Source organism: Mycobacterium sp. ST-F2, from assembly GCF_001905655.1.
Classification (GTDB): Bacteria; Actinomycetota; Actinomycetes; order Mycobacteriales; family Mycobacteriaceae; genus Mycobacterium.
Genome location: NZ_JMHT01000084.1, coordinates 1 through 22,112, shown reverse-complemented (window position 1 = coordinate 22,112; position 22,112 = coordinate 1). Strand labels below are relative to the sequence as shown.

Below are 22,112 nucleotides of genomic sequence, written 5' to 3'. Positions count from 1 at the left end.
TCTTGTCGCGAGGGGGACGTACCCCAGCTCGTGCAACTAACTCAGTAGGAGTGTTCCTCGGCCGGGAACACGCTGGACGCCACCTCGGCGGCGTATTGCCGTGCGGCGCGGCCCAATTCGGCCCCGACGTCGCCGAAGCGCTTGACGAACTTGGCGGTCTTGCCCGCCGTCATGCCCGCCATGTCCTGCCACACCAGCACCTGTGCGTCGCAGTTGGCGCCGGCGCCGATGCCGACGGTCGGGATGGTCAGTTTGCCGGTGATCTGGGTGGCCAGCTCCGCCGGCACCATCTCGAGTACGACGGCGATGGCACCGGCCTCGGCGACGGCGATGGCGTCGTGGATGGTCTGGTCGCCGGCCTCACCGCGGCCCTGGACCCGGAAGCCGCCGAGCCCGTTGACGCTCTGCGGGGTGAAACCGATGTGGGCCACGACGGGGATGCCGGCCTGGGTCAGTGCGGCGATCTGCTCGACCATCCGCTCACCGCCCTCCAGCTTGACCGCGTGGGCGCCGGTCTCCTTCATGAAGCGGGTCGCCGTCGCGAGAGCCTGCTGCGGGCTCGCCTCGTAGCTCCCGAACGGCAGATCGGCGACCACCAGCGCGTGCGGGGCACCCTTGACGACCGCGCGGGCCAGGGGGATCAGCTCGTCGATGGTGATGGGCAGCGTGGTGTCGTAGCCGTAGACCACGTTGGCCGCCGAATCGCCGACCAGCAGGACGGGAATCTCGGCGTCATCGAAAATGCGGGCAGAGGAGTAGTCGTAGGCCGTGAGCATCGCCCACTTGTGGCCTTCGGCCTTCCATTTCGCCAGGTGGTGGGTACGAATCTTGGTGCGCGGGGTCGTACAGACAGACTCCGGGGCAGCGCCGTAAACCTGATCAGACATCGTCGTCCTCAAATGTGTTGGTCGGTACGAACCTCGAGGCCCAGATCGGGTCCCCGGGACGTTTGACGCTGTCAAGTCTGCCACCACCGCACCCCCAAGGTGAACGACACATGAAGTGGAATGCCTCACATTGGGTAATCCGGGCCGCCTACGATCACGCCCATGCCCGGATACCAACGGCTCAGCGGACTCGACGCCAGCTTCCTCTATCTGGAGACCGCCGTGCAGCCGCTGCACGTGTGCGCGGTGCTGGAACTCGACGCCGCCACCATTCCGGGCGGTTACACGTTCGACAAGATGCGCCAGATGCTCAGTGAGCGCATCGCGGCCATGCCGCAGTTTCGCGAGAAGCTGGCCGACTCGCCGCTGAACCTCGACCACCCCGTGTGGGTCGAGGACCCGGATTTCGACATCGACCGGCACGTCCACCGGATCGGGCTGCCGGCCCCGGGCGGCCGTGTCGAGCTGTCCGAGATCTGCGGCCACATCGCCGCGCTGCAGCTGGACCGCAGCCGCCCGCTGTGGGAGATGTGGGTGATCGAGAACATCGCCGGCACCGACGCCCACGACGGCGGCCGGCTGGCGGTGATGACCAAGATGCACCACGCCGGCATCGACGGCGTCACCGGCGCCAACCTGATGTCACAGCTGTGCACCCTCGAGCCGGACGCGCCGGCGCCGGAGCCCGTCCCGGCCGCCGGCACCGCCTCCGAACTCGAGATCGCGGTGGGCGGCGCGGTCAAGTACTTCACCCGGCCGCTGAAGCTGGCCAACGTGCTGCCCTCGACGGCGACGACCGTCATCGACACCGTCCGCCGCGCCGCCAAGGGACTGACCATGGCGGCGCCGTTCGCCGCACCCAAGACGGCCTTCAACGTCAATGTCACCGCGCACCGCAACGTCGCCTTCGCGCAGCTGGACCTCGCGGACATCAAGACCGTCAAGAACCACTTCCACGTCAAGGTCAACGACGTGGTGCTGGCGCTGGTGTCGGGCGCGCTGCGGCGCTACCTGGCCGAGCGCGACGCGCTGCCGGAATCGACCCTGGTGGCCATGTGCCCGGTGTCCGTGCGCGACAAATCCGACCGCCCGGGCCGTAATCAGGTATCCGGCATGTTCGCCAAACTCGAAACCACCATCGAAGACCCGGCCGAGCGCCTGCGGGCCATCGCCGACTCGAGCACCGTTGCCAAACAACACAGTTCGGCCATCAGCGCGACGTTGCTACAGGACTGGTCGCAGTTCGCCGCGCCGTCGGTGTTCGGCGCCGCGATGCGGGTGTTCGCATCGACGGGCCTGGCCGAGGCCAAGCCCGTGCACAACCTCGTCGTTTCGAACGTGCCCGGTCCGCAGGATCCGCTGTACATGCTGGGCGCCGAGGTCAAGGCGATGTACCCGCTGGGCCCGCTGTTCCACGGCTCCGGGCTCAACATCACCGTGATGTCGCTCAACGGCACGCTCGACGTCGGCCTGATCTCCTGCCCGGAACTGGTTCCGGACCTGTGGGACATGGCCGACGAGTTCGCCGCCGCGTTGGACGAACTGGTTGCCGCCGCCACCGTCTGACGGCGCGCGGCAACGCCCTCATCAGGTCAGACCAGCGCACATGGCACCATGGTCGACCATGAACCTCAGACGGGGGAGTCTCGCCGCAGCAATGGTGCTCGTGCTGGCGACAGGCTGCAGCCAGGTGATCGACGGACGCGCCACCCGCGCGGTGCCGAAGCCGGGCGCGCCCCTGCAGTGGTCGCCGTGCCAGACCACATCCCCGGACTCGCAGTCGCGCATCCCCAAGGGCGCCGAGTGCGCGATGCTGTCGGTGCCCGTCGACTACAGCAAGCCCGACGGCGACGTCGCCCAATTGGCGCTGCTGCGGATCAAGGCGACCGGCGACAAGATCGGTTCGCTGGTGATCAACCCCGGCGGTCCGGGGGAGTCCGGCGTCAGCGCCGCGGTGTCGTTGCTCAACAACATTCCCGACTCGGTACGGCAGCGCTTCGACCTTGTCGGCTTCGACCCCCGCGGCGTCGGGTCCTCCAAGCCCGCGGTGTGGTGCAACTCCGACGCCGACAACGACCGCCAGCGCGCCGACCCACAGGTCGACTACTCGCCGGCCGGTGTCGCGCACATCGAGGCCCAGACCAAGGAGTTCGTGCAGCGCTGCGTCGACAAGATGGGCAAGGAGTTCCTGGAGAACGTCGGAACCGCCAACGTCGCCAAGGATTTGGATGCCATCCGGGCCGCCCTCGGCGACGACAAGCTGACCTACCTGGGTTACTCGTACGGCACCCGGATCGGCGCGCAGTACGCCGAGGACTACCCGGACAAGGTGCGCTCGATGATCCTCGACGGCGCCGTCGACCCCAACGCCGATCCGATCGAAGCCGACATCAACCAGGCCGCCGCGTTCCAGACCGCGTTCAACAACTACGCCGCCGACTGCGCCACCAGCCCGGACTGCCCGCTGGGGACCGACCCGGCCAAGGTCAACGACGTCTACCACAGCCTGGTCGACCCGCTGGTCCAAAAGCCCGCTCCCACAAAGGATCCGCGTGGTCTGAGCTACAGCGACGCGCTGGTCGGCACCATCCTGCCGCTGTACTCGCCGGCGATGTGGAAGGACCTCACCGCAGGCCTCACCGAGCTCGCGGGCGGCCACGGCGACATCATGCTGCGGCTCGCCGACGCCTACATGGGTCGCGACCCCGACGGCCACTACGACAACTCGACCGATGCCCGGGTGGCGGTCAACTGTGTCGACGAACCGCCGATCACCGACCGCGCCAAGGTGATTGCCGAGGACAAGCGCACCCGCGAGGTGGCGCCGTTCATGAGCTACGGCCAGTTCACCGGCGACGCCCCGCTGGGCACCTGCGCGTTCTGGCCGGTGCCGCCGACGTCGAAGCCGCACGAGATTTCGGTCAAGGGCCTGGCTCCGACGCTGGTGGTGTCGACGGTCCACGACCCGGCCACGCCGTATCAGGCCGGCGTGGACCTGGCCAAGGAACTCGGTGGCAGTCTGCTGACGTTCGACGGCACGCAGCACACCGTGGTGTTCCAGGGCAACAGCTGCGTCGACGACCACGCTGCCGGCTATCTGGTCAACGGGACCGTGCCCGAGGCCGGCGCGAAATGCTGAGTCGCGAATAGCGGCAGCGCGAAAAACGCGGTGCCGCCGGGAGATAACCGTTCGGTCACCGTCTGATTGCCGGGTTGTCTCCCTCCGGAACCAGGCTTCGGCTCGGCTGTGCGCCGTGCGACCATGTGTGCCATGTGGCGGGCGGGCAGTCGAGGACGACGGTGTGCGGTAGGGGTCGTCGGATTGCTGGTGGCCATCAGCGCCGCACCGGGATCGGTCGCGCACGCGGCTCCCGAATCTCTGCAGTCCTACTACGAACAGGCACCGGCCTGGGGCGGCTGCGAACCCTTCATCGGTGACACGACGGACTTGCCGACGGCGCGGTGCGCCAACATCAGCGTCCCCGTCGACTACGCGGATCCGCAAGGGCCGCAAGCGAAGCTGGCCGTCATCCGGGTCCCGGCCTCGGGCCAGCGACTCGGCGTGCTGCTGGTCAACCCGGGTGGTCCGGGCGCGTCGGCCGTCAACACCGTCGCGGGCATGGGCGCCGTCCTGTCCGACACCGAGATCGGCCGCAGCTTCGATCTCGTCGGCTTCGATCCGCGTGGCGTGGGGCATTCGACGCCGCAGTTGCGGTGCCGCAGCGACGCCGAATTCGACGCGAACCGCCGCGACCCGATGGTCGACTACAGCCCGGCCGGGGTGGCGCACATCGAAGCCGTCAGCCGCCGTACGGCGCAGGACTGCCTGCAACAGATGGGCAGCAGCTTCCTGGCCAACGTCGGAACCGCCTCGGCGGCAAGGGATATGGACGTGGTGCGGGCCGCACTCGGGGAGTCGCAGATCAACTATCTGGGCTTCTCCTACGGCACCGAACTCGGTGCGGCCTATGCCGAACGGTTCCCGGACCGGGTGCGCGCCATGGTGCTCGACGGTGCCGTCGACCCCAATGCCGATCCGGTCACCGAGAACCTGCTCCAATTGGCCGGATTCCAAACGGCTTTCAACGACTATGCGGCGGACTGCGCGCAGTCGGTCGGCTGCCCGCTGGGGACCGACCCGACGCAGTTCGTGGCGCGGTACCAGCAGTTGGTCAATCCGCTCGCCGTGCGTCCGGGCCTGACGTCCGATCCGCGTGGCCTGAGCTACTCCGACGCGATCACCGGCACCATCAACGCGCTCTATACGAAGAAGTACTGGAAGTTCCTGACCAGCGGGCTGATCGGACTGCAGCGCGGCGGTGACGCCGGCGATCTGCTGCTGCTGGCCGACGATTACCAGCACCGTGATCAGAACGGTCGCTACGCGCCCCTGCAGGACGCGTTCACCGCGATCCGGTGCGTCGACGCGCCGTTCCCGACCGATCCCGCGACCTGGGCGGCCGCCGACCAGCGGGCGCGCCAGCTGGCGCCGTTCATGAGCTACGGCCAGTACACCGGCTACGCGCCGCGCGACGTCTGCGCCATGTGGCCGGTGCCCGCGACCTCCCGTCCGCACGCACCGGCGTCGCCCGGCCCGGGCAAGGTCGTCGTCGTCTCCACCACGCACGACCCGGCCACGCCGTACCAAGCCGGGGTGAATCTGGCGCGCGAACTCGGCGCCTCACTGATCAGCTACGAGGGCACCCAGCACACCGTCGTGTTCAACGGCGACAGGTGCGTCGACACGGCTGTGGTGGCGTTCCTGCTCCAGTCTGTGCTGCCTGCGGCGGGATTGCGGTGCTGACCTGAGCGTCTCACCAGCGAAACATGCCGAACAGAGTCCACTTGGTAACACGGATTTAACAGCTGCTGCCTACGCTGCGGACATGGATCGCCAGAAGGAATTCGTGCTGCGCACGCTGGAAGAACGCGACATTCGCTTTGTCCGGTTGTGGTTCACCGACGTGCTCGGATACCTCAAGTCCGTGGCGATCGCGCCGGCCGAGCTGGAAGGCGCCTTCGAAGAGGGCATCGGCTTCGACGGATCCGCCATCGAGGGCTTCGCCCGCGTCTCCGAGGCCGACATGGTGGCCCGGCCGGATCCGTCCACTTTCCAGGTGCTGCCGTGGACCACCAAGAGCACCGGCAAGCATTACTCGGCCCGCATGTTCTGCGACATCACCATGCCCGACGGCTCGCCGTCGTGGGCCGACTCGCGGCACGTGCTGCGCCGCCAGCTGGCCAAGGCCAGCGATCTGGGCTTCTCCTGCTACGTGCACCCGGAGATCGAGTTCTTCCTGCTGGAGCCCGGCCCCAACGACGGCTCGGTGCCGGTGCCGGCCGACAACAACGGCTACTTCGACCAGGCCGTGCACGACTCGGCGCCGAACTTCCGCCGGCACGCCATCGAGGCCCTCGAGTCGATGGGCATCTCGGTGGAGTTCAGCCACCACGAGGGTGCGCCCGGTCAGCAGGAGATCGACCTGCGTTACGCCGACGCCCTGTCGATGGCCGACAACGTCATGACGTTCCGGTACCTGGTCAAGGAAGTCGCGATCAACGAAGGCGTGCGCGCCACGTTCATGCCCAAGCCCTTCAGCCAGTACCCGGGCTCGGCGATGCACACCCACATGAGCCTGTTCGAGGGCGAGACCAACGCCTTCCACAGCGCCGACGATCCGCTGCAGCTGTCGGACGTCGCCAAGTCCTTCATCGCCGGCATCCTGACGCACGCCAGCGAGATCAGCGCCGTCACCAACCAGTGGGTGAACTCCTACAAGCGGCTGGTGCACGGCGGCGAGGCGCCGACCGCCGCGTCGTGGGGTGCGGCCAACCGCTCCGCCCTGGTCCGGGTCCCGATGTACACGCCGCGCAAGGCGTCGTCGCGCCGTATCGAGGTGCGCAGCCCCGACTCGGCATGCAACCCGTACCTGGCGTTCGCGGTGCTGCTGGCCGCCGGCCTGCGCGGCATCGAGAAGGGCTACGAGCTGGGGCCGCAGGCCGAGGACAACGTCTGGAACCTGACGCCCGAGGAACGGCTCGCGATGGGTTACAAGGAGCTGCCGTCGAGCCTGGGTGTGGCGCTCGGCGAGATGGAGAAGTCCGAACTCGTCGCCGAGGCGTTGGGGGAGCACGTCTTCGACTACTTCCTGCGTAACAAGCGCACCGAGTGGGAGAACTACCGCAGCCACGTGACACCGTTCGAGCTCAAGGAATACCTGTCGCTGTAATGGCCTAGTGGTGCGCTAACGTCGGGTGGTGCCCACCCCCGCGACGCAGCGCCCCAAGCAGCCCAGCGTCGGCCGGCTCGGGTTGGTTGCGCCCACGGCGCGGGCGGATCTGGACCGGCTCGGCTGGAACACCGACGCGCATGTTGCGCTCTTGTGGTCGCTGTCGCGCGCCCCTGACGCCGACAGCGCGTTGCGCGCCATGGTGCGGATCGCGGACGCCCTCGAAGGCGACTGGGCCGAACTCAGCGCACTGCTGGTGACCGACACGGCCCTGCGCGGTCGGCTGTTCGCCGTGCTGGGCTCGTCGCTGGCCCTGGGCGATCACCTGGTGGCGCACCCGCTGTCCTGGCGACTGCTGCGCGGCGACATCACGCTGCCGTCCCGCGCCGAGCTGCTCGACGACTTCGAGCGGTTGGCGGCCGAAGTCGCCGGTACCCCAACGGCTTCCGCGGTATTGCAGACCTACTACCGCGACCGCATCCTGGTGCTGGCCGCGCTGGACGTCGCGCCGACGGTCGAGAACGAGCCGGTGCTGCCGTACGTCACCGTCGGGGAGCACCTGTCCGATCTGGCCGATGCGGCACTCGGGGCGGCACTTGTCGTCGCGACCCGGACGGTGTGCGGCGACGAACCCGGTCCCCGGCTCGCGGTCATCGCGATGGGCAAATGCGGTGCGCGCGAACTGAATTACGTCAGCGACGTCGACGTCATCTTCGTGGCCGAGGCGGCGGACTCGGTGACCACGCGGGTGGCCGGCGAGATGATGCGGTTCGCCGGCGAGACCTTCTTCGAGGTCGACGCCGCGCTGCGGCCCGAGGGCAAGGCCGGGCAACTGGTCCGCACCCTGGAGTCGCATGTCGCGTACTACCAGCGCTGGGCCAAAACCTGGGAATTCCAGGCGCTTTTGAAGGCCCGCGCGGCCGTCGGCGATGCCGAGCTGGGCGAGCAGTACATCGACGCGCTGATGCCGATGGTCTGGACCGCCTGTGACCGTGAGGATTTCGTGCCCGACGTGCAGGCCATGCGCCGCCGCGTCGAGGAACTGGTGCCGGCCGGGGTACGCACGCGGGAACTGAAACTGGGCAAGGGCGGCCTCCGGGACGTCGAGTTCGCGGTCCAGCTGTTGCAGCTCGTACACGGCCGCAATGACGATTCGCTGCATGTCGCCTCCACGGTCGACGCATTGGCCGCACTCGGCTCCGGCGGTTACATCGGCCGCGACGACACCGCGAATCTCACGGCGTCCTACGAGTTTCTGCGGCTGCTGGAGCACCGGCTGCAACTGCAGCGACTCAAGCGGACCCACCTGCTGCCCGAGGACGGCGACGACGAGGCGTGGCGCTGGCTGGCGCGGGCGGCGCACATCCGGCCCGACGGCCAGCACGACGCGCTCGGGGTCCTGCGCGAGGATCTGAAGCGGCAGAACATGCGGGTGTCCCGCCTGCACGCCAAGCTCTTCTATCAGCCACTGCTCGAAGTGGGGAACCAGTTCGGTCCGAGCCTGACGACCGCGGCGGCCGAAAGGCAGTTGGCCGCACTGGGTTACGAAGGCCCGCAGAGCGCGCTGACGCACCTGGCCGCGCTGACCAGTGCCAGCGGCCGCCGCGGCACGGTGCAGCAGGTGCTGCTGCCGACGCTGCTGGACTGGCTGTCGGACACCCCGGATCCGGACGCCGGCCTGCTGGCGTACCGGCGGATCAGCGAGGAACTGGGGGACCAGCGGTGGTTCCTGTCCACACTGCGTGACGAGGGCGCCGTCGCCAAGCGGCTGATGCGGGTGCTCGGCACCTCGGCCTATGTGCCGGAGCTGCTGATGCGGGCGCCCGAAGTCCTGCAGCAGTACGCCGACGGTCCGCAGGGGCCGAAACTGCTCGAGGTGGAACCAGATGCGGTGTTCCGCGCGCTGGTCGCCTCGGCCGGTCGGCACGCCGACCCGGTGCGGGCCATCGCCGCGGCGCGCACCCTGCGTCGCCGCGAACTGGCCCGGGTGGCGTCGGCCGACCTGCTGGGGCTGCTCGAGGTGGTCGATGTCTGCAAGGCGCTGACGTCCGTGTGGGTCGCGGTGCTGCAGGCCGCGCTCGATGCGGTGATCCGGGCGCGCTCCGGCGCCGACGGCCCGCTGGCGCGCATCGCCGTCATCGGCATGGGCCGGCTCGGCGGCGGTGAGCTGGGCTACGGATCGGACGCGGACGTGATGTTCGTCTGCGAACCGGTTGCGGGCGTGGAGGATTCGACCGCCGTGCGCTGGGCGATCGGCGTCGCCGAACAGGTGCGGACGCTGTTGGGGCAGCCCTCCAGCGACCCGCCGCTGGAGGTCGACGCCGGACTGCGGCCGGAGGGCCGAAACGGCTCACTGGTGCGGACGCTGGCGTCGTACGAGTCGTACTACGCGCAGTGGGCGCAGCCGTGGGAGATTCAGGCCCTGCTGCGGGCGCACCGGGTCGCCGGCGACCTGGAACTGGGCGAGCGCTTCCTCCTGATGGCGGACAAGACCCGCTACCCGCCCGGTGGCGTCTCGGCGGATGCGGTACGGGAAATCCGGCGGATCAAGGCGCGGGTCGACGCCGAGCGGTTGCCCCGCGGCGCCGACCCCAACACCCACACCAAGTTGGGCCGCGGTGGCCTGGCCGACGTGGAATGGACCGTGCAGCTGCTCCAATTGCGTTATGCGCACCAGGTTCCCGCGCTGCACAACACCTCGACGCTGCAGGCGCTGGACGCCATCGAGGCGGCCCAGCTGATCGAGGGTGACGAGGCGGACACGCTGCGGCAGGCCTGGCTGACCGCGACCCGCGCGCGCAACGCTCTGGTGCTGGTCCGCGGCAAGCCGACCGACCAACTGCCCGGACCGGGCCGTCAGCTCAACGCGGTCGCGGTGGCGGCCGGATGGCCGAGCGGCGACGGCGGCGCCTTCCTCGACAACTATCTGCGCGTGACTCGTCGTGCCAAAACCGTGGTGCGCAAGGTGTTCGGGGAGTAGGCAGCGTGAGTGATTTTCCGTTCGACGTGATCAGCGATGCCGAATACGAGCGTCAGCTGGCGGTGTACCGGCCGTTCACCGATGCGGTGCGCCGGCTGATCGACGCCGGCGTCCGGACCGGTGTCGACGAGGCCACCATCGCCGAGGCGCAGGCCGCGATCGAATCGGTCACCGAGCGGCTCGTCGCGGTGCAGCAGAACAGCACCTCGACGCTACGGAACGAGGACACCGGACGGCCGCTCGCATACACGAATCCTGCTGTGGGCGTGCGCAATGCGATCGCCCCGCCGATGGAGATCCACCACGAAGGGCGGGGATGGCGACGGCCGGTGCTGGGCCGAGTTCGAATTGGGCCTGCCCTACGAAGGTCCGCCCGGCCTGGTGCACGGCGGCATCTGCGCGCTGGTGCTGGACCACATTCTCGGGGAAGCGGCCAGTGACGGGCTGACCAAGCCTCATTTCACGGGGACCATCACGCTGCGGTATGTGCGGGGGACCAAGCAGGGGCCGGTGCGGGCCGAGGCCTGGATCGACCGTGTCGACGGCGTCAAGACGTTCGCCCGCGGCACGCTGTCCGACATCGACGGTGTCAGCGTGGAGGCCGACGGCATCTTCATCAGGCCCTCCTGGGCCCGCGAGTGAAGTTCTACGTCTCGCTGGCTTTCCTGGACATCGGCGAGCTGACCGAGATCGCCCGGGCCGCAGACGAACTCGGCTACGACGGCATCGCCATCCCGGACCATGTCGTGAACCTGGAGACGCTGAGCACGCCGTACCCGTACACCCCCGACGGGCAGCGGCGTTGGCAGCCGTTCACGCACTGGCCGGATCCGTGGGTGCTCGTCGGTGCCCTGTCGCAGGTGACCAGCCGCGTGAAATTCGTGACGACGGTGTACATCCCGGGGATGCGCGACCCGTTCTCGGTCGCGAAATCGGTCGGGACCGCGGCGTGCCTGTCCGGTGGCCGCGTGGAGTTCGGCGTCGGCGTGGGCTGGTGTGCCGACGAATTCGCCTTGATGGGGCAGGCTTTCGAACGTCGCGGCAAGCGCACCGACGAGATGCTGGCGCTCATCCGGCAACTGTGGCAGCCGGGCTGGACATCATTCGACGGGGAGTTCTATCAGGTGCCGCGGCTTGAGATGGAGCCGACGCCGCCGCCGGTGCCCGTCTACGTCGGCGGGCTCAGTGAGATCGCGCTGCGCCGGGCCGCGCGCAACGACGGATGGATCGGCGATCTGATCACCACCGACCAGGCCGTCGCCGCGGCGACCCGGGTGCGCGAACTACGCGTCGAAAACGGTTTACCGCTCGAGGGTTTCGAGATCCTGACGCCGCTGGCCGATGCGTATCTGCCGGAGCATTTCGAGCGCGCCGCGCAGGCCGGCATCACGGGCAACGTCACGATGCCATGGATGTTCTACAGCGGTCCCACGGCCACGCTGGCCGAGAAGATCGACGGACTCAAGCGGTTTCGCGTGGACCTGGGGCTATGACTAGCGTTTACGCAGCGAATCCAGGGCGATGGCGCCGCCGCCGGTGAACACCAGCAGGAACAACGCGAAGCAGTAGAGCACCGCCGGCTCGCCGCCGTTGGCGATGGGCAGCAGGCCCTTCGGCTGGTGCGCCATGAAATAGGCGAAAGCCATTTCGCCGGAACCGATGAACGCGGCGATGCGGGTGGCCAGACCGGTGAAGACCAGGATGCCGACGATCAGCTCGATGGCGCCGGCGTACCAGCCCGGGAAGCTGCCGAAATCGGGTGCGGCCATGCCGGGATTGGTGTCGACGGGCCACTTGAACAGCGTGGTGGCGCCGTGGATGGTGAACAGGAAGCCGATGACTATCCGGAAGACGGACAGGACGATGGGAGCGACAGCGTCGAGCCGGGATTCGATGTCAGTCTGAGCCATGCGTTGATCCTAGGGGGCGTCGCGCCGGGGCGCCGACGTGCGTCAGCCTTTGCGGCGGTGGCGTTATCGGACCGTCATCGGTTCGGTGTCCGACCCTTACGGCAGTATCGAAACGCGACCACGACCCAGGAGCAGACGTATGACCGATTCGGTGACTCTTATCCGGACCTTCGATGCACCCCAGGAGCGGGTGTACTCGATGTTCGTCACACCCGAGTACTTCGCGACCTGGTTCGGCACCGACCAGGTCGACGTCCCGATGGACACGTTCGCGATGGACGTCCGGATCGGTGGCCAGTGGCGTGCCGTCATGCACCTGCCCGACGGCACGCTCAAGCACTGGGCGGGCAGCTTCCTCGAACTCGACGCACCGAACCGGGTGGTGTTCGACCTCACCGACGAACCGGACAACCCCGACCGGCTGCCGGTCACGGTGACCCTGCGCCCGACCGCCGGCGGCACCGAACTGACCCTGGTGCAGCCGACGCCGGGCTGGCCCGCGGAGGGCCGTGCCGCACTCGAGCAGGGGTACAACGCGTTCCTCGATTCCATGGACCGGCTGCTGCAGCGGCCGCCTGCCTGAGCGCGCCGGTAAGCAGACGCAAAACTGTCCCTCTTCTTCGGAAGAGGGACAGTTTTGTTGGGGCAGTTGGCTATCCGATCGCGGCCCTGCCGTAGTTGTCCGCGTAGGCGTTCGCGACCCCGGGCAGGATCTCGACGATGGCGAAATACCGGTCCCACAGCGGTGTTTCGCGGAGCTCTTCGACTGCCAGTTCATACTCGTGCGGGTCGGCGGCCGTCAGCATCCACACATCGGTGACCCGGGCGGTGTAGAACTCGGTGTCGTACCACGTGAAGTTGACCGCCTTGTGGCGGTCGAGGATCGGCTGCAGGTGCCGCTCGAGTTCGTCGAACCGCTCGGCCACCGGGAATCCGAGCCATTCGGGATTGGTCTTGACCAGCATGAAAACCGTGAACATGGGCGAACTCGTTCTCTCGCTTGTGAATAGGGCTGGAGAGAAACGAAAAGGCCAACGAATTTCTCCGTTGACCTGTGAGGTTGTCAGCACCGTGAGCAGTGACGCTCACGATGGTTAGGCTACCGTACTTGTTGGTACCGGGCAAGGGCGCTGCCGGGTCGCACACCCCGCAGACGCAAAACTGCCCCTCTCCCGGAGGAGAGGGGCAGCTGTTGTGCTCGCGACTCAGCAGTCGTAGTAGAGCGAGAACTCGTACGGGTGAGGGCGAATCTGCACCGGCAGGATCTCGTTCTCGCGCTTGTACGAGATCCAGGTCTCGATCAGGTCCTCGGTGAACACGCCACCCTCGGTGAGGTAGTCGTGGTCTTCCTCGAGCTTGTCGATGACGCTGGCCAGCGAGGTCGGGGCCTGCGGGATGTTGGCGGCCTCGTCCGGCGGCAGCTCGTAGAGGTCCTTGTCGACCGGGGCCAGCGGCTCGATCTTCTTCTTGATGCCGTCGATACCGGCCATGAGCATCGCCGAGAAGGCCAGGTACGGGTTGCCCGAGCTGTCCGGGCAACGGAACTCGAGGCGCTTGGCCTTCGGGTTGTTGCCGGTGATCGGGATACGCACACACGCCGAGCGGTTGCGCTGGCTGTACACCAGGTTGATCGGGGCCTCGTAGCCCGGCACCAGACGCTTGTAGGAGTTCACCGTCGGGTTGGTGAACGCCAGCAGCGACGGGGCGTGGTGCAGGATGCCGCCGATGTAGTGGCGCGCCATGTCGGACAGGCCCGCGTAGCCGGACTCGTCGTGGAACAGCGGCTTGCCGTCCTTCCACAGCGACTGGTGGGCGTGCATGCCCGAGCCGTTGTCGCCGAACAGCGGCTTCGGCATGAAGGTGACGGTCTTGCCGTTCGCCCACGCGGTGTTCTTGATGATGTACTTGAACAGCAGCACGTCATCGGCCGCAGCGAGCAGCGTGTCGAACTTGTAGTTGATCTCGGCCTGGCCGGCGGTGCCGACCTCGTGGTGGCCGCGCTCCAGGGTGAACCCGGCGTTGATCAGGTTGGTCGACATCTCGTCGCGCAGGTCGACGTAGTGGTCGTACGGCGCGACGGGGAAGTAGCCACCCTTGGGGCGGACCTTGTAGCCGCGGTTGGGGGAGCCGTCGGCCTCGTAGGGCTCGCCGCTGTTCCACCAGCCCGACTCGGAGTCGACTTCGTAGAACGTGCCGTTGATCTTCGAGTCGAAGGCCACGGAGTCGAAGATGTAGAATTCGGCCTCGGCACCGAAGTACGCGGTGTCGGCGATGCCGGTGCTCTTCAGGTAGTTCTCGGCCTTGCGTGCGACGTTACGCGGGTCGCGGGAGTACGCCTCGCGCGTGAACGGGTCGTGCACGAAGAAGTTCAGGTTCAGCGTCTTGGCGGCGCGGAACGGGTCGATGCGCGCGGTGTTGGCGTCCGGCAGCAGCATCATGTCGGACTCGTGGATCGACTGGAAGCCGCGCACCGACGAACCGTCGAACGCGAGGCCGTCTTCGAAAACGCTCTCGTCGAACGCCGAAGCCGGGATCGAGAAGTGCTGGACAACACCAGGCAGATCGCAGAAACGGATGTCGACGTACTCGACGTTCTCGTCCTTGATCAGCTTGAAAATGTCGTCAGACGTCTTTTCTGCCACGTAAGTGATCTCCTTTACTGGTGTTACCCGCGGTTGAACCTAGGGACACGATGTTGCACGCCAATCAACCGTATGTTTCGCGGACGTTACGCGATCGGTGGTTCGTGGAACCGTCTATCACGCACCGCGCGGTTCGGTTGCACGAGCGCGCACGCCTATCCTGACACCATGGCAGGTGCTGATGAATTTCGGCTCGGTTCGTGGCTGTCCGGGCCCGAATCGCAGCGCCCCGTTGATGAGTCTTCGTACCCGGGTAAAGCCCTCGGCCTGCCGGAATCGGGCCCGGGTTCCCTCGCCCGATTCGGCCGTCGCTTCGCTGCGTTGTTGGTGGACTGGCTGATCTGTTACGGCCTCGGCACCCTGAGCGTGGTGTTCGGCGGGCTCAGCGAATACGAGTACCAATACGTCTGGCACGGCACGCCCGCGGTGATCGCCTGGGTCGTCGTCGGCACGGTTTCGGTGCGGCTATTCACCTTCACGCCGGGCCAGTTCGCACTGGGACTGCGCGTCGTGTCCGTCGGCCGGAGCCCGTACGTCGGACTCGGCCGCGCCTTCGTGCGCATGCTGCTGGTGCTGCTGGCCGTGCCTGCGCTGCTCACCGACGCCGACGGCCGGGGGCTGCAGGACCGGCTGACCAACACCGCGGTCCTGCGCCGTTAACTCTGCTGATCGAGCAGTGCGCGACCGTCGCCGTCGACCAGGCTCAGATCGGGCTGCCGCCCGGACGCGATCATCAGCAGTTCCTGGATCGGCCCGCGGATCGTGGGGCCGCGGCCACGCGACCAGGTGATGTCGGTCGCTTCCATTCGGACGCTTCGGAGGAGCCGGCTCGTGCCCATGAGCGGTGCGAGCAGTCGGACCCGCTCCGTGGCGACGAGCGCCGCCTCGGGATCCATCGCCCTCGAGCGGCCGAGCGGGCGGACGATGTCCTGGTGATGCAGCAGCGCGTCGATCAGCGGCTCCACCGTTGTCGTCGTCGGCACGTGGTGTGTGCTCGAGGAGAACGTCGCGAAGTCGGACAGGACGCTGCCGGCGGTCTGTTCGGCTCCCAGCCGCTTCACCTCGCGGAAGATCATCGTGTTGTAGCTCCGGCCGAGGTTGCGCATCGTCATCTCGGCCAGTTGGCGCCAGCCGATCTGCGGCGTGGAGATCACGTGGGCCGCGACGTCCAGCACGGTCCAGCCGGGGCAGAGCGTGTCGTGGTTCCAGTCTCCGTCGTCCAGCTCCGCCAGCGTCGCCGCCAGCGCCGCGCGCTCGGTGTGGATGTGCCGCCACAGCGTTGCTTTGTCCACGGTCCCATCTCTTCCCGCTGAGGGATTTGTGCACGATTTTCCGCGCCGGGTGGCTGTCGCAATTTGGGTTGCCGGGCGGGTGACCGGCTTCTGACTGAATGGCATAGCGCCCCGAATTCGGTTAGGCGGTGGTGGCGTGGTGCAGTCGGGTGATGTTGAGGGCCGCAGCGGCCAGGTTGAGTTCGGCGGTGACGGCGTCGAGTCCGCGTCGGGCGAAGCGGCGTAAGCCGATTCGGTCTTTAAGTCGTCCGATGGTGGGTTCGACGGTCGCCGACCGGCGTTTGTAGCGGCGGGCGTGTTCGGGTGTACGCAGCGTGTGGCGCATCCTGTCCGCAGGTGAGAGCCCCGGAGGTGGCGGGCCTGCAGCGGGATGGTGCATGGCGTCGTGGTGGACCTGGCGACTCTTACCGGGGGCGATCAGCCGCGCCGGTCCGGCGCTGGTGAGGTTGGCTTCGGTGAAGTACCCGTTGTCGGCCAACACCACCCCGATGGTCTTGCCCAGTGGCTCAAGCTGGGTCGTGGCGGCAGCCAAAGCCGGTGTCCAGCAATGGGTATCGTTAGCGTCCTGCGATACGTGCACCCCGATGACGAAGTGATCATCAGAGCACACGATCTGACTGTTGTAGCCCTGCACCGTCCCGCCGCCCGAGCCCTCGACCATGATCCGGGTCTGCGGATCGGTCAGGTTGACCCGCGGCCCACCGGCCGGGCCGCGGCGGGCCTGATCGCGGTCACGCTCACGTGCGGCCGCGCCGCGCCGGTCCGCACCACCGACCGCCTGCGCCGCGATGGCACCGTCGAGTGCGGCCTGGGCCTTGGTGATAGCCCGGCGGATCGCGCTGCGTTGACTGGTCGCGGCGGTGCCCCGCGCATCGGCCACCAAGGTCAGGCGCTGCTGCTCCCGAACAAGTCGGGCCTGGTGCAGCCGGACTTCATCGACCCCGGCCGGCGGCCGGCCCGGCACCGCCTCGCCGGCCTCGACCCGCCGCAGGTAGTCCTCCTGCACCTGCCGGTCAGCGGCATCAGCAGCCTGGTGGGCGGCGTCTTGGCGGGCGATTTCCTCCATCGCTTTCTTGATCGCCGCCGCCCGCCCGGCGCGGGTCCGTAGCTGTTCCGGTGGCCGCCTCGGGCCGCCGGCTGCGGTCTCGGCGGCGTCTTCGGCGGCATCGACCGCAGTGGCTTCATCGAGGGCCTGCTGCGCGATCGCGCGGGCTTGTTCGCGTACCCAGGCATGGGACCGGTTCGCCGATGTGGAGGCGTTCGCGGCGATCTTGGTGCCATCGATGGCGATCGTGGCGACCTGCACGTGCCCGGCCTCGGCGCACAACCGCAGCACCTGCGCGAACAGGTCAACGAACACCCCGTCGTGGGCGGCGCGGAACCGGGCGATCGTGCTGTGATCGGGCGGGTCCTGGGCGCACAGCACCCGAAACGCGACGTGATCGACGCAGAGTTGTTCGATCCGCCGCGAGGACCGCTGCCCGGTCGCGTAGGCGTAGATCATCAACGCCACCAGCATGTCCGGGTCATACCCGGCCCGCCCGACACCACCGGTGCGCCGCGACGCGTGCAACGCCGAGGTATCCAACTCCGCGACCACATCCAGCACGAACCACACCAGATGATCCTCACCCAGCCAGTCCGCCATATTTGGCGGCAGCAGAAACTCCTGATCACGCACCACCGGTCGATACCCCTTGGCCACCAACACATTCTGGCAAACCAGCAGGTCAAACCACCCAGACACGCTCAATCAAATTGCGACACCCACCGGCCGCGGAAAATCGTGCACGAATCCCTACTTGCGACGCGCTGTGCGCTGCATGCCCTTCATCTTGGCGCCGGCGGGCAGCGGACCCTTGGGCAGGCCGCCGGGGCCGAGCTTGGTACCCAGCGCCGCGAGGCGGGACTCCAGCGAGTCCATCTGCTTGGTGGTGATGTTGGCCGGCAGCTTGGTCAGGTGCCGTTCCAACTTGGCCAGCGGCACCTGGTCCTCGTCATTGCCGACGACGACGGTGTAGATGGGCACCTCGCCGACCAGTCGCGCGGTGCGCTTCTTCTCCTGCGCCAGAAGCGGTTTCAGGCGCTGCGGTGACCCTTCTCCGACGAAGATCACACCCGGCCGGCCGACAACGCGATGCACGGCATCGAAGCTGCCGGTGGCGGCGACGGCCTGCGTGACGCGCCACTGGCCGCGCATGTTGTCCAGCGCCCAGGCCGCGGCGCCGGTCTGGCCGTCAGCCTTGCTGTAGACGGACTTCTGCGCGCGCCGGCCGAAGATGATGAATGCGACCAACGCACCGAGCAGCACGCCGAGGATCGGCATCGTGATCCAGCTGAACGTGCCGCCCGCGAAGGCGGCGATCGCGACGGAGAGCGCCACGATCAGCACGAACGCGCCGATCATGTACGGCAGCAGCCGCTTGTCCTCTTTGCGCTGAATCTGGAACGCCTGCCACAGCTGGGCGCGGCGCGCCTTGGAGGCGGCCTTGCGGGCCGCCTTCGCCTCGGCCTTCGCGGCCTTCACAGCGGCAGGATTGGTGGTCTTAGCCATACCACCAGGATAGATTCAGGAAACCGGTGGCCGTAACCGGGCGGCTTGTGCGTAGAGCTTTCCGGCTCGGTAGGACGAGCGGACCAGTGGTCCGGCCAGGACTCCGGCGAAGCCGAGGTTTTCGGCGTACTGCTGGTGTTCGACGAATTCTTCGGGCCGCACCCAGCGTTCGACGGGGTGGTGCCGTGGTGAGGGGCGCAGGTACTGGGTGATGGTGACGATGTCGCAGCCGGCGTCGTGCAGGTCTGCCAGCGCGGTCCGGACTTCCTCGGGGGTCTCGCCCATACCGAGGATCAGGTTGCTCTTGGTGACCAGCCCGTAGTCGCGGGCGGCGGTGATGACGCCCAGGCTGCGGTCGTAGCGGAACGCGGGGCGGATGCGTTTGAAGATGCGGGGCACGGTTTCGACGTTGTGCGCGAACACTTCCGGGCGGGAGTCGAAGACCTCCTCGAGCAGTTCGGGGATGCCGTTGAAGTCGGGGGCGAGCAGTTCGACGCCGGTGTCCGGGTTCAGGGCGTGGATCTGGCGGACGGTTTCGGCGTAGAGCCAGGCGCCGCCGTCGGGTAGGTCGTCGCGGGCGACGCCGGTGATGGTGGAGTAGCGCAGGCCCATGGTCTTGACGCTCTCGGCGACGCGGCGGGGTTCGTCGCGGTCGAGGTCGGCGGGCTTGCCGGTGTCGATCTGGCAGAAGTCGCAGCGGCGGGTGCACTGTTCGCCGCCGATCAGGAAGGTGGCCTCGCGGTCTTCCCAGCATTCGTAGATGTTGGGGCAGCCGGCTTCTTCGCAGACGGTGTGCAGGCCTTCACGTTTGACCAGGTGTTTGAGGTCCTTGTACTCGGGGCCCATCCGCAGGGTGGTCTTGATCCACGGCGGCTTGCGCTCGATCGGGGTCTGCGCGTTGCGGACCTCCAGCCGGAGCAGCTTGCGGTCACCGGGATCGACACTCATGGTGTCGATGTTAGTGCCGCGGCGCCGAGCGCCTTGTCGGATGTAGCGCCGAGTACCTCGCACACCGCCGCGGCCACCCGGTCGATGACGTCCTCGGGCGTGATCTCCCGACCCAGTTCCTTGGTCAGCGACGTGACGCCGGCGTCGGCGATGCCGCACGGGATGATGCCGCCGAACGCGCCCAGGTCGCAGTTGCAGTTCAGGGCGAAGCCGTGCAGCGTCGTGCCCCGGGCCACGCGGATGCCGATGGCGGCGATCTTGCGCTCGGGCCGCAGGCCGTCGGAAGCGAGCCATACGCCCGAGCGGCCGTCCACCCGGATGGTTTCCAAGCCGAGTCCGGCGCACACGGACATCAGTGAATCTTCAAGCAGCCGAACGAACTTCACCACGTCGGGCGGCTGCGCCAGGCCGATGATCGGGTAGCCGACCAGCTGGCCGGGGCCGTGCCAGGTGATCTTGCCGCCGCGGTCGGTGTCGATGACCGGGGTGCCGTCGGTCGGGCGCTCGTGTGGCTCGGTGCGGCGGCCGGCGGTGTAGACGGGCGGGTGCTGGAGCAGCAGCAGCGTGTCGTTGCCGCGCTCGTCGGCGCGCGCAGCGGCGAGATCGCGCTGCAGCTGCCACGCGTCGTCGTAGTCGACAGTGCCCAGGCGGCGGACGTCGATGGGGCCACCGGCGGATCGGATGCTCACGGAAATGACGCTACGCCTGCCGTGATCAGGCCGCGTTGGGGGCGGTGACGTAGGACAGGGCCTCGCCGATGGTGCGCTGATGGAACTCGAAGTCGGCATCCTCCAGCGCCGCCGGGATGGCCCGCTGACCGCCGAGCAGCCCCTCCTCGGCGAACTCGCCGAGCGCCGCCTTCAGCGCGAAGCCCGGCATCAGCAGCGGGGTGGGCCGGTGCAGGGCGCGTCCCAGAGCTTCGGTGAATTCGCCGTTGGTCACCGGCGCCGGGCCGGTCAGGTTCAGCGGACCGGACAGCTCGTCGTGATTCAGCGCGAACAGTAGTGCCCGCACCTCGTCCTCCAGCGTGATCCACGGCATGTACTGGCGTCCGCTGCCCAGCCGGGCGCCCAGACCCATTCCGAACACCGGCCGCAGTCGGGCGAGCATGCCGCCCGCCGGCGCCAGCACCAGGCCGGTGCGGGCGAGCACGACGCGGACACCGGCGTCGACAGCGGGCCGGGTGGCGGCCTCCCAGTCCACACAGAGCCGGGCCAGGAAGCCGGCGCCGGGAGGAGACTGCTCGTCAGCGATTCGGTCCCGGGTGTCGCCGTAGAAACCCACGGCGCTGGCGTTGATGAGCACGGGCACTCCGGCGTCGACGACGGCGTCGGCGAGCACTTCGGTCGGGATGATGCGGCTGTCGCGCAGGCTCTGTTTGAACGCCCCCGACCAGCGGCGGGATCCGATGCTGACACCGCACAGGTTGACGACGGCATCGACGTCGGCGAGCGCGCGCCAGTCGAAGTCGCCGGCGTCCGGGTTCCAGAACACCTCGTCGGCGTTGGCCGGCCGGCGGCGCACGATGCGCACCACGCGGTGGTCGGTGGCACGCAGTGCCGACACGAGTGCCGAACCGATCAGTCCCGATGACCCCGCGATGGCTATGACCGCGCGCGCCATGGGATTACAGCCCCAGGTCGGCCTCGAACGCACCCTCTTCGAGACGACGTTTGATGGTGGTCACGAACCGTCCGGCGTCGGCGCCGTCGATCAGGCGGTGGTCGTAGGTGAGCGGCAGGTAGCAGACCGACCGGACACCGATCGACTCGTTGCCGCTCTCGTCCACGACGACGCGCGGCCGCTTGACGATGGCACCCGTGCCGAGCATGGCAGCCTGCGGCGGAACCAGGATCGGCGTGTCGAACAGCGCGCCCTGGCTACCGATGTTCGTGATGGTGAAGGTGCCGCCGGCCAGCTCGTCGGGACGCAGGTTTCCGGAGCGGGCGCGGTCGGCGATGTCGACGATGGCGCGCGCCAGGCCCCCGAGGGACAGGTCGCCGGCGTTGTGCACGACGGGCGAGAGCAGGCCCTGCTCGGTGTCCACCGCGAAGCCGAGGTGCTCGGCGTCGTAGTAGGTGATCTCCTTGGTGTCCTCGTTGTAGCTGGCGTTGACGTTCGGGTGGATCTTCAACGCGTCGATCACCGCGCGGGCGATGAACGGCAGGTAGGTCAGGTTCACACCCTCGCGCTCGGCGAACGAGTTCTTGGCGCGCGCCCGCAGCGAGACGATGCGGGTCATGTCGACCTCGTGGGTCTGGGTCAGCTGCGCCGTGGTCTGCAGCGACTCGCGCGTCTTCTTGGCGGTGATCTGACGGATCCGGGTGGCCTTCTGCGTGGTGCCACGCAGGTGCGCCAGGGCCGGAGCGGGCGCCGCGGCCGGGGCCTTGGCAGCCGGAGCGGCGGGGGCCGACGGGGCTGCGGCAGGTGCGGCAGGGGCCTTGGCGGCCTCAGCGGCGGCGAGCACGTCCTGCTTGCGGATGCGACCACCGACGCCGGTGCCCTGCACCGAGGCGAGGTCAACGTTGTTCTCGGCGGCCAACTTTCGCACCAACGGCGTGACGTACGGGTTGGCATCTGCGGACTCGGCGGCTGGGGCGGCGGGCGCGGCCGGAGCAGGTGCGGGCGCCGGGGCAGGCGCGGGGGCCGGCGGCGGGGTGGGTGCGGCC

General features: G+C 68.1%; 19 protein-coding genes and 1 pseudogene. 9 read left to right on the top strand and 11 right to left on the bottom strand.

Features of this window, described 5'->3' with window-relative positions; genetic code table 11:
• Nucleotides 1–41: 41 nt before the first annotated feature.
• Nucleotides 42–887: a 3-methyl-2-oxobutanoate hydroxymethyltransferase gene (panB, locus tag EB75_RS26370; RefSeq protein ID WP_061005324.1), complete on the bottom strand. Its 846-nt coding sequence runs from the start codon at nucleotides 885–887 to the stop codon at nucleotides 42–44.
• 162 nt (nucleotides 888–1,049) lie between these two features.
• Here panB and EB75_RS26365 point away from each other — a divergent pair, with 162 nt between their 5' ends.
• From EB75_RS26365 to EB75_RS26335, 7 genes and pseudogenes are all read left to right on the top strand, one after another.
• Entirely contained in the window at nucleotides 1,050–2,453 is a 1,404-nt protein-coding gene (locus EB75_RS26365) for a WS/DGAT/MGAT family O-acyltransferase (protein WP_073698188.1), read from the top strand.
• Between the two features lie 58 nt (nucleotides 2,454–2,511).
• On the top strand, nucleotides 2,512–4,026 hold the full coding sequence (locus tag EB75_RS26360) for an alpha/beta hydrolase (protein WP_064859274.1): 1,515 nt from the start codon (nucleotides 2,512–2,514) through the stop codon (nucleotides 4,024–4,026).
• A gap of 123 nt (nucleotides 4,027–4,149) precedes the next feature.
• Nucleotides 4,150–5,691 (top strand): alpha/beta hydrolase, encoded by a 1,542-nt coding sequence (locus EB75_RS26355; protein ID WP_073698186.1) that lies wholly within the window; start codon nucleotides 4,150–4,152, stop codon nucleotides 5,689–5,691.
• A gap of 82 nt (nucleotides 5,692–5,773) precedes the next feature.
• Nucleotides 5,774–7,117 carry a type I glutamate--ammonia ligase gene (glnA, locus tag EB75_RS26350; RefSeq protein WP_073698185.1) on the top strand — a complete coding sequence of 448 codons (1,344 nt, stop codon included), beginning with the start codon at nucleotides 5,774–5,776 and terminating at the stop codon, nucleotides 7,115–7,117.
• 28 nt (nucleotides 7,118–7,145) lie between these two features.
• Entirely contained in the window at nucleotides 7,146–10,097 is a 2,952-nt protein-coding gene (locus EB75_RS26345; RefSeq protein WP_073698196.1) for a bifunctional [glutamine synthetase] adenylyltransferase/[glutamine synthetase]-adenylyl-L-tyrosine phosphorylase, read from the top strand.
• Between the two features lie 5 nt (nucleotides 10,098–10,102).
• Nucleotides 10,103–10,739, top strand: a pseudogene (locus EB75_RS26340) (PaaI family thioesterase).
• A complete protein-coding gene (locus EB75_RS26335; protein ID WP_073698184.1) occupies nucleotides 10,736–11,590 on the top strand; it encodes a TIGR03619 family F420-dependent LLM class oxidoreductase in 855 nt (284 codons plus the stop codon). Before EB75_RS26340 ends, EB75_RS26335 begins: the two are co-directional and overlap by 4 nt.
• Here EB75_RS26335 and EB75_RS26330 read toward each other — a convergent pair whose 3' ends face one another.
• Nucleotides 11,591–12,007 (bottom strand): DoxX family protein, encoded by a 417-nt coding sequence (locus EB75_RS26330; RefSeq protein WP_073698183.1) that lies wholly within the window; start codon nucleotides 12,005–12,007, stop codon nucleotides 11,591–11,593.
• A 139-nt stretch (nucleotides 12,008–12,146) separates the two neighbouring features.
• Here EB75_RS26330 and EB75_RS26325 point away from each other — a divergent pair, with 139 nt between their 5' ends.
• Nucleotides 12,147–12,590, top strand: coding sequence for an SRPBCC family protein (locus EB75_RS26325; RefSeq protein ID WP_073698182.1), 444 nt, complete (start codon nucleotides 12,147–12,149; stop codon nucleotides 12,588–12,590).
• A gap of 70 nt (nucleotides 12,591–12,660) precedes the next feature.
• Here the strand turns inward: EB75_RS26325 and EB75_RS26320 are convergent, their stop codons facing one another.
• Nucleotides 12,661–12,987: a darcynin family protein gene (locus EB75_RS26320; RefSeq protein WP_073698181.1), complete on the bottom strand. Its 327-nt coding sequence runs from the start codon at nucleotides 12,985–12,987 to the stop codon at nucleotides 12,661–12,663.
• 225 nt (nucleotides 12,988–13,212) lie between these two features.
• Nucleotides 13,213–14,649, bottom strand: a complete 1,437-nt coding sequence (gene glnA, locus EB75_RS26315) for a type I glutamate--ammonia ligase (protein ID WP_073698180.1) — start codon at nucleotides 14,647–14,649, stop codon at nucleotides 13,213–13,215.
• Between the two features lie 168 nt (nucleotides 14,650–14,817).
• Here glnA (EB75_RS26315) and EB75_RS26310 point away from each other — a divergent pair, with 168 nt between their 5' ends.
• Nucleotides 14,818–15,309 (top strand): RDD family protein, encoded by a 492-nt coding sequence (locus EB75_RS26310; RefSeq protein ID WP_142239832.1) that lies wholly within the window; start codon nucleotides 14,818–14,820, stop codon nucleotides 15,307–15,309.
• On the opposite strand, the gene EB75_RS26305 is transcribed toward EB75_RS26310, so the two are convergent.
• The 7 genes from EB75_RS26305 to sucB all read right to left on the bottom strand — a co-directional run.
• The gene (locus EB75_RS26305; protein ID WP_073698178.1) at nucleotides 15,306–15,941 is read right to left on the bottom strand and encodes a maleylpyruvate isomerase family mycothiol-dependent enzyme; all 636 of its coding nucleotides are present in this window, start codon (nucleotides 15,939–15,941) and stop codon (nucleotides 15,306–15,308) included. The genes EB75_RS26310 and EB75_RS26305 overlap by 4 nt on opposite strands.
• Before the next feature lie 121 nt (nucleotides 15,942–16,062).
• Nucleotides 16,063–17,646, bottom strand: a complete 1,584-nt coding sequence (locus tag EB75_RS26300) for a transposase (protein WP_073698195.1) — start codon at nucleotides 17,644–17,646, stop codon at nucleotides 16,063–16,065.
• A 93-nt stretch (nucleotides 17,647–17,739) separates the two neighbouring features.
• A complete protein-coding gene (locus tag EB75_RS26295) occupies nucleotides 17,740–18,495 on the bottom strand; it encodes a DUF4191 domain-containing protein (RefSeq protein ID WP_073698177.1) in 756 nt (251 codons plus the stop codon).
• Between the two features lie 15 nt (nucleotides 18,496–18,510).
• A complete protein-coding gene (lipA, locus tag EB75_RS26290) occupies nucleotides 18,511–19,443 on the bottom strand; it encodes a lipoyl synthase (RefSeq protein ID WP_073698176.1) in 933 nt (310 codons plus the stop codon).
• Complete coding sequence (lipB, locus tag EB75_RS26285; RefSeq protein ID WP_073698194.1) at nucleotides 19,440–20,138, bottom strand: lipoyl(octanoyl) transferase LipB; 699 nt, start codon at nucleotides 20,136–20,138, stop codon at nucleotides 19,440–19,442. The genes lipA and lipB overlap by 4 nt, the downstream gene beginning before the upstream one ends.
• 19 nt (nucleotides 20,139–20,157) lie before the next feature.
• On the bottom strand, nucleotides 20,158–21,066 hold the full coding sequence (locus tag EB75_RS26280) for a TIGR01777 family oxidoreductase (RefSeq protein ID WP_073698175.1): 909 nt from the start codon (nucleotides 21,064–21,066) through the stop codon (nucleotides 20,158–20,160).
• Between the two features lie 4 nt (nucleotides 21,067–21,070).
• Nucleotides 21,071–22,112 (bottom strand): 2-oxoglutarate dehydrogenase, E2 component, dihydrolipoamide succinyltransferase (gene sucB, locus EB75_RS26275; RefSeq protein WP_073698174.1); only part of this gene is annotated, 1,042 nt, incomplete at its 5' end.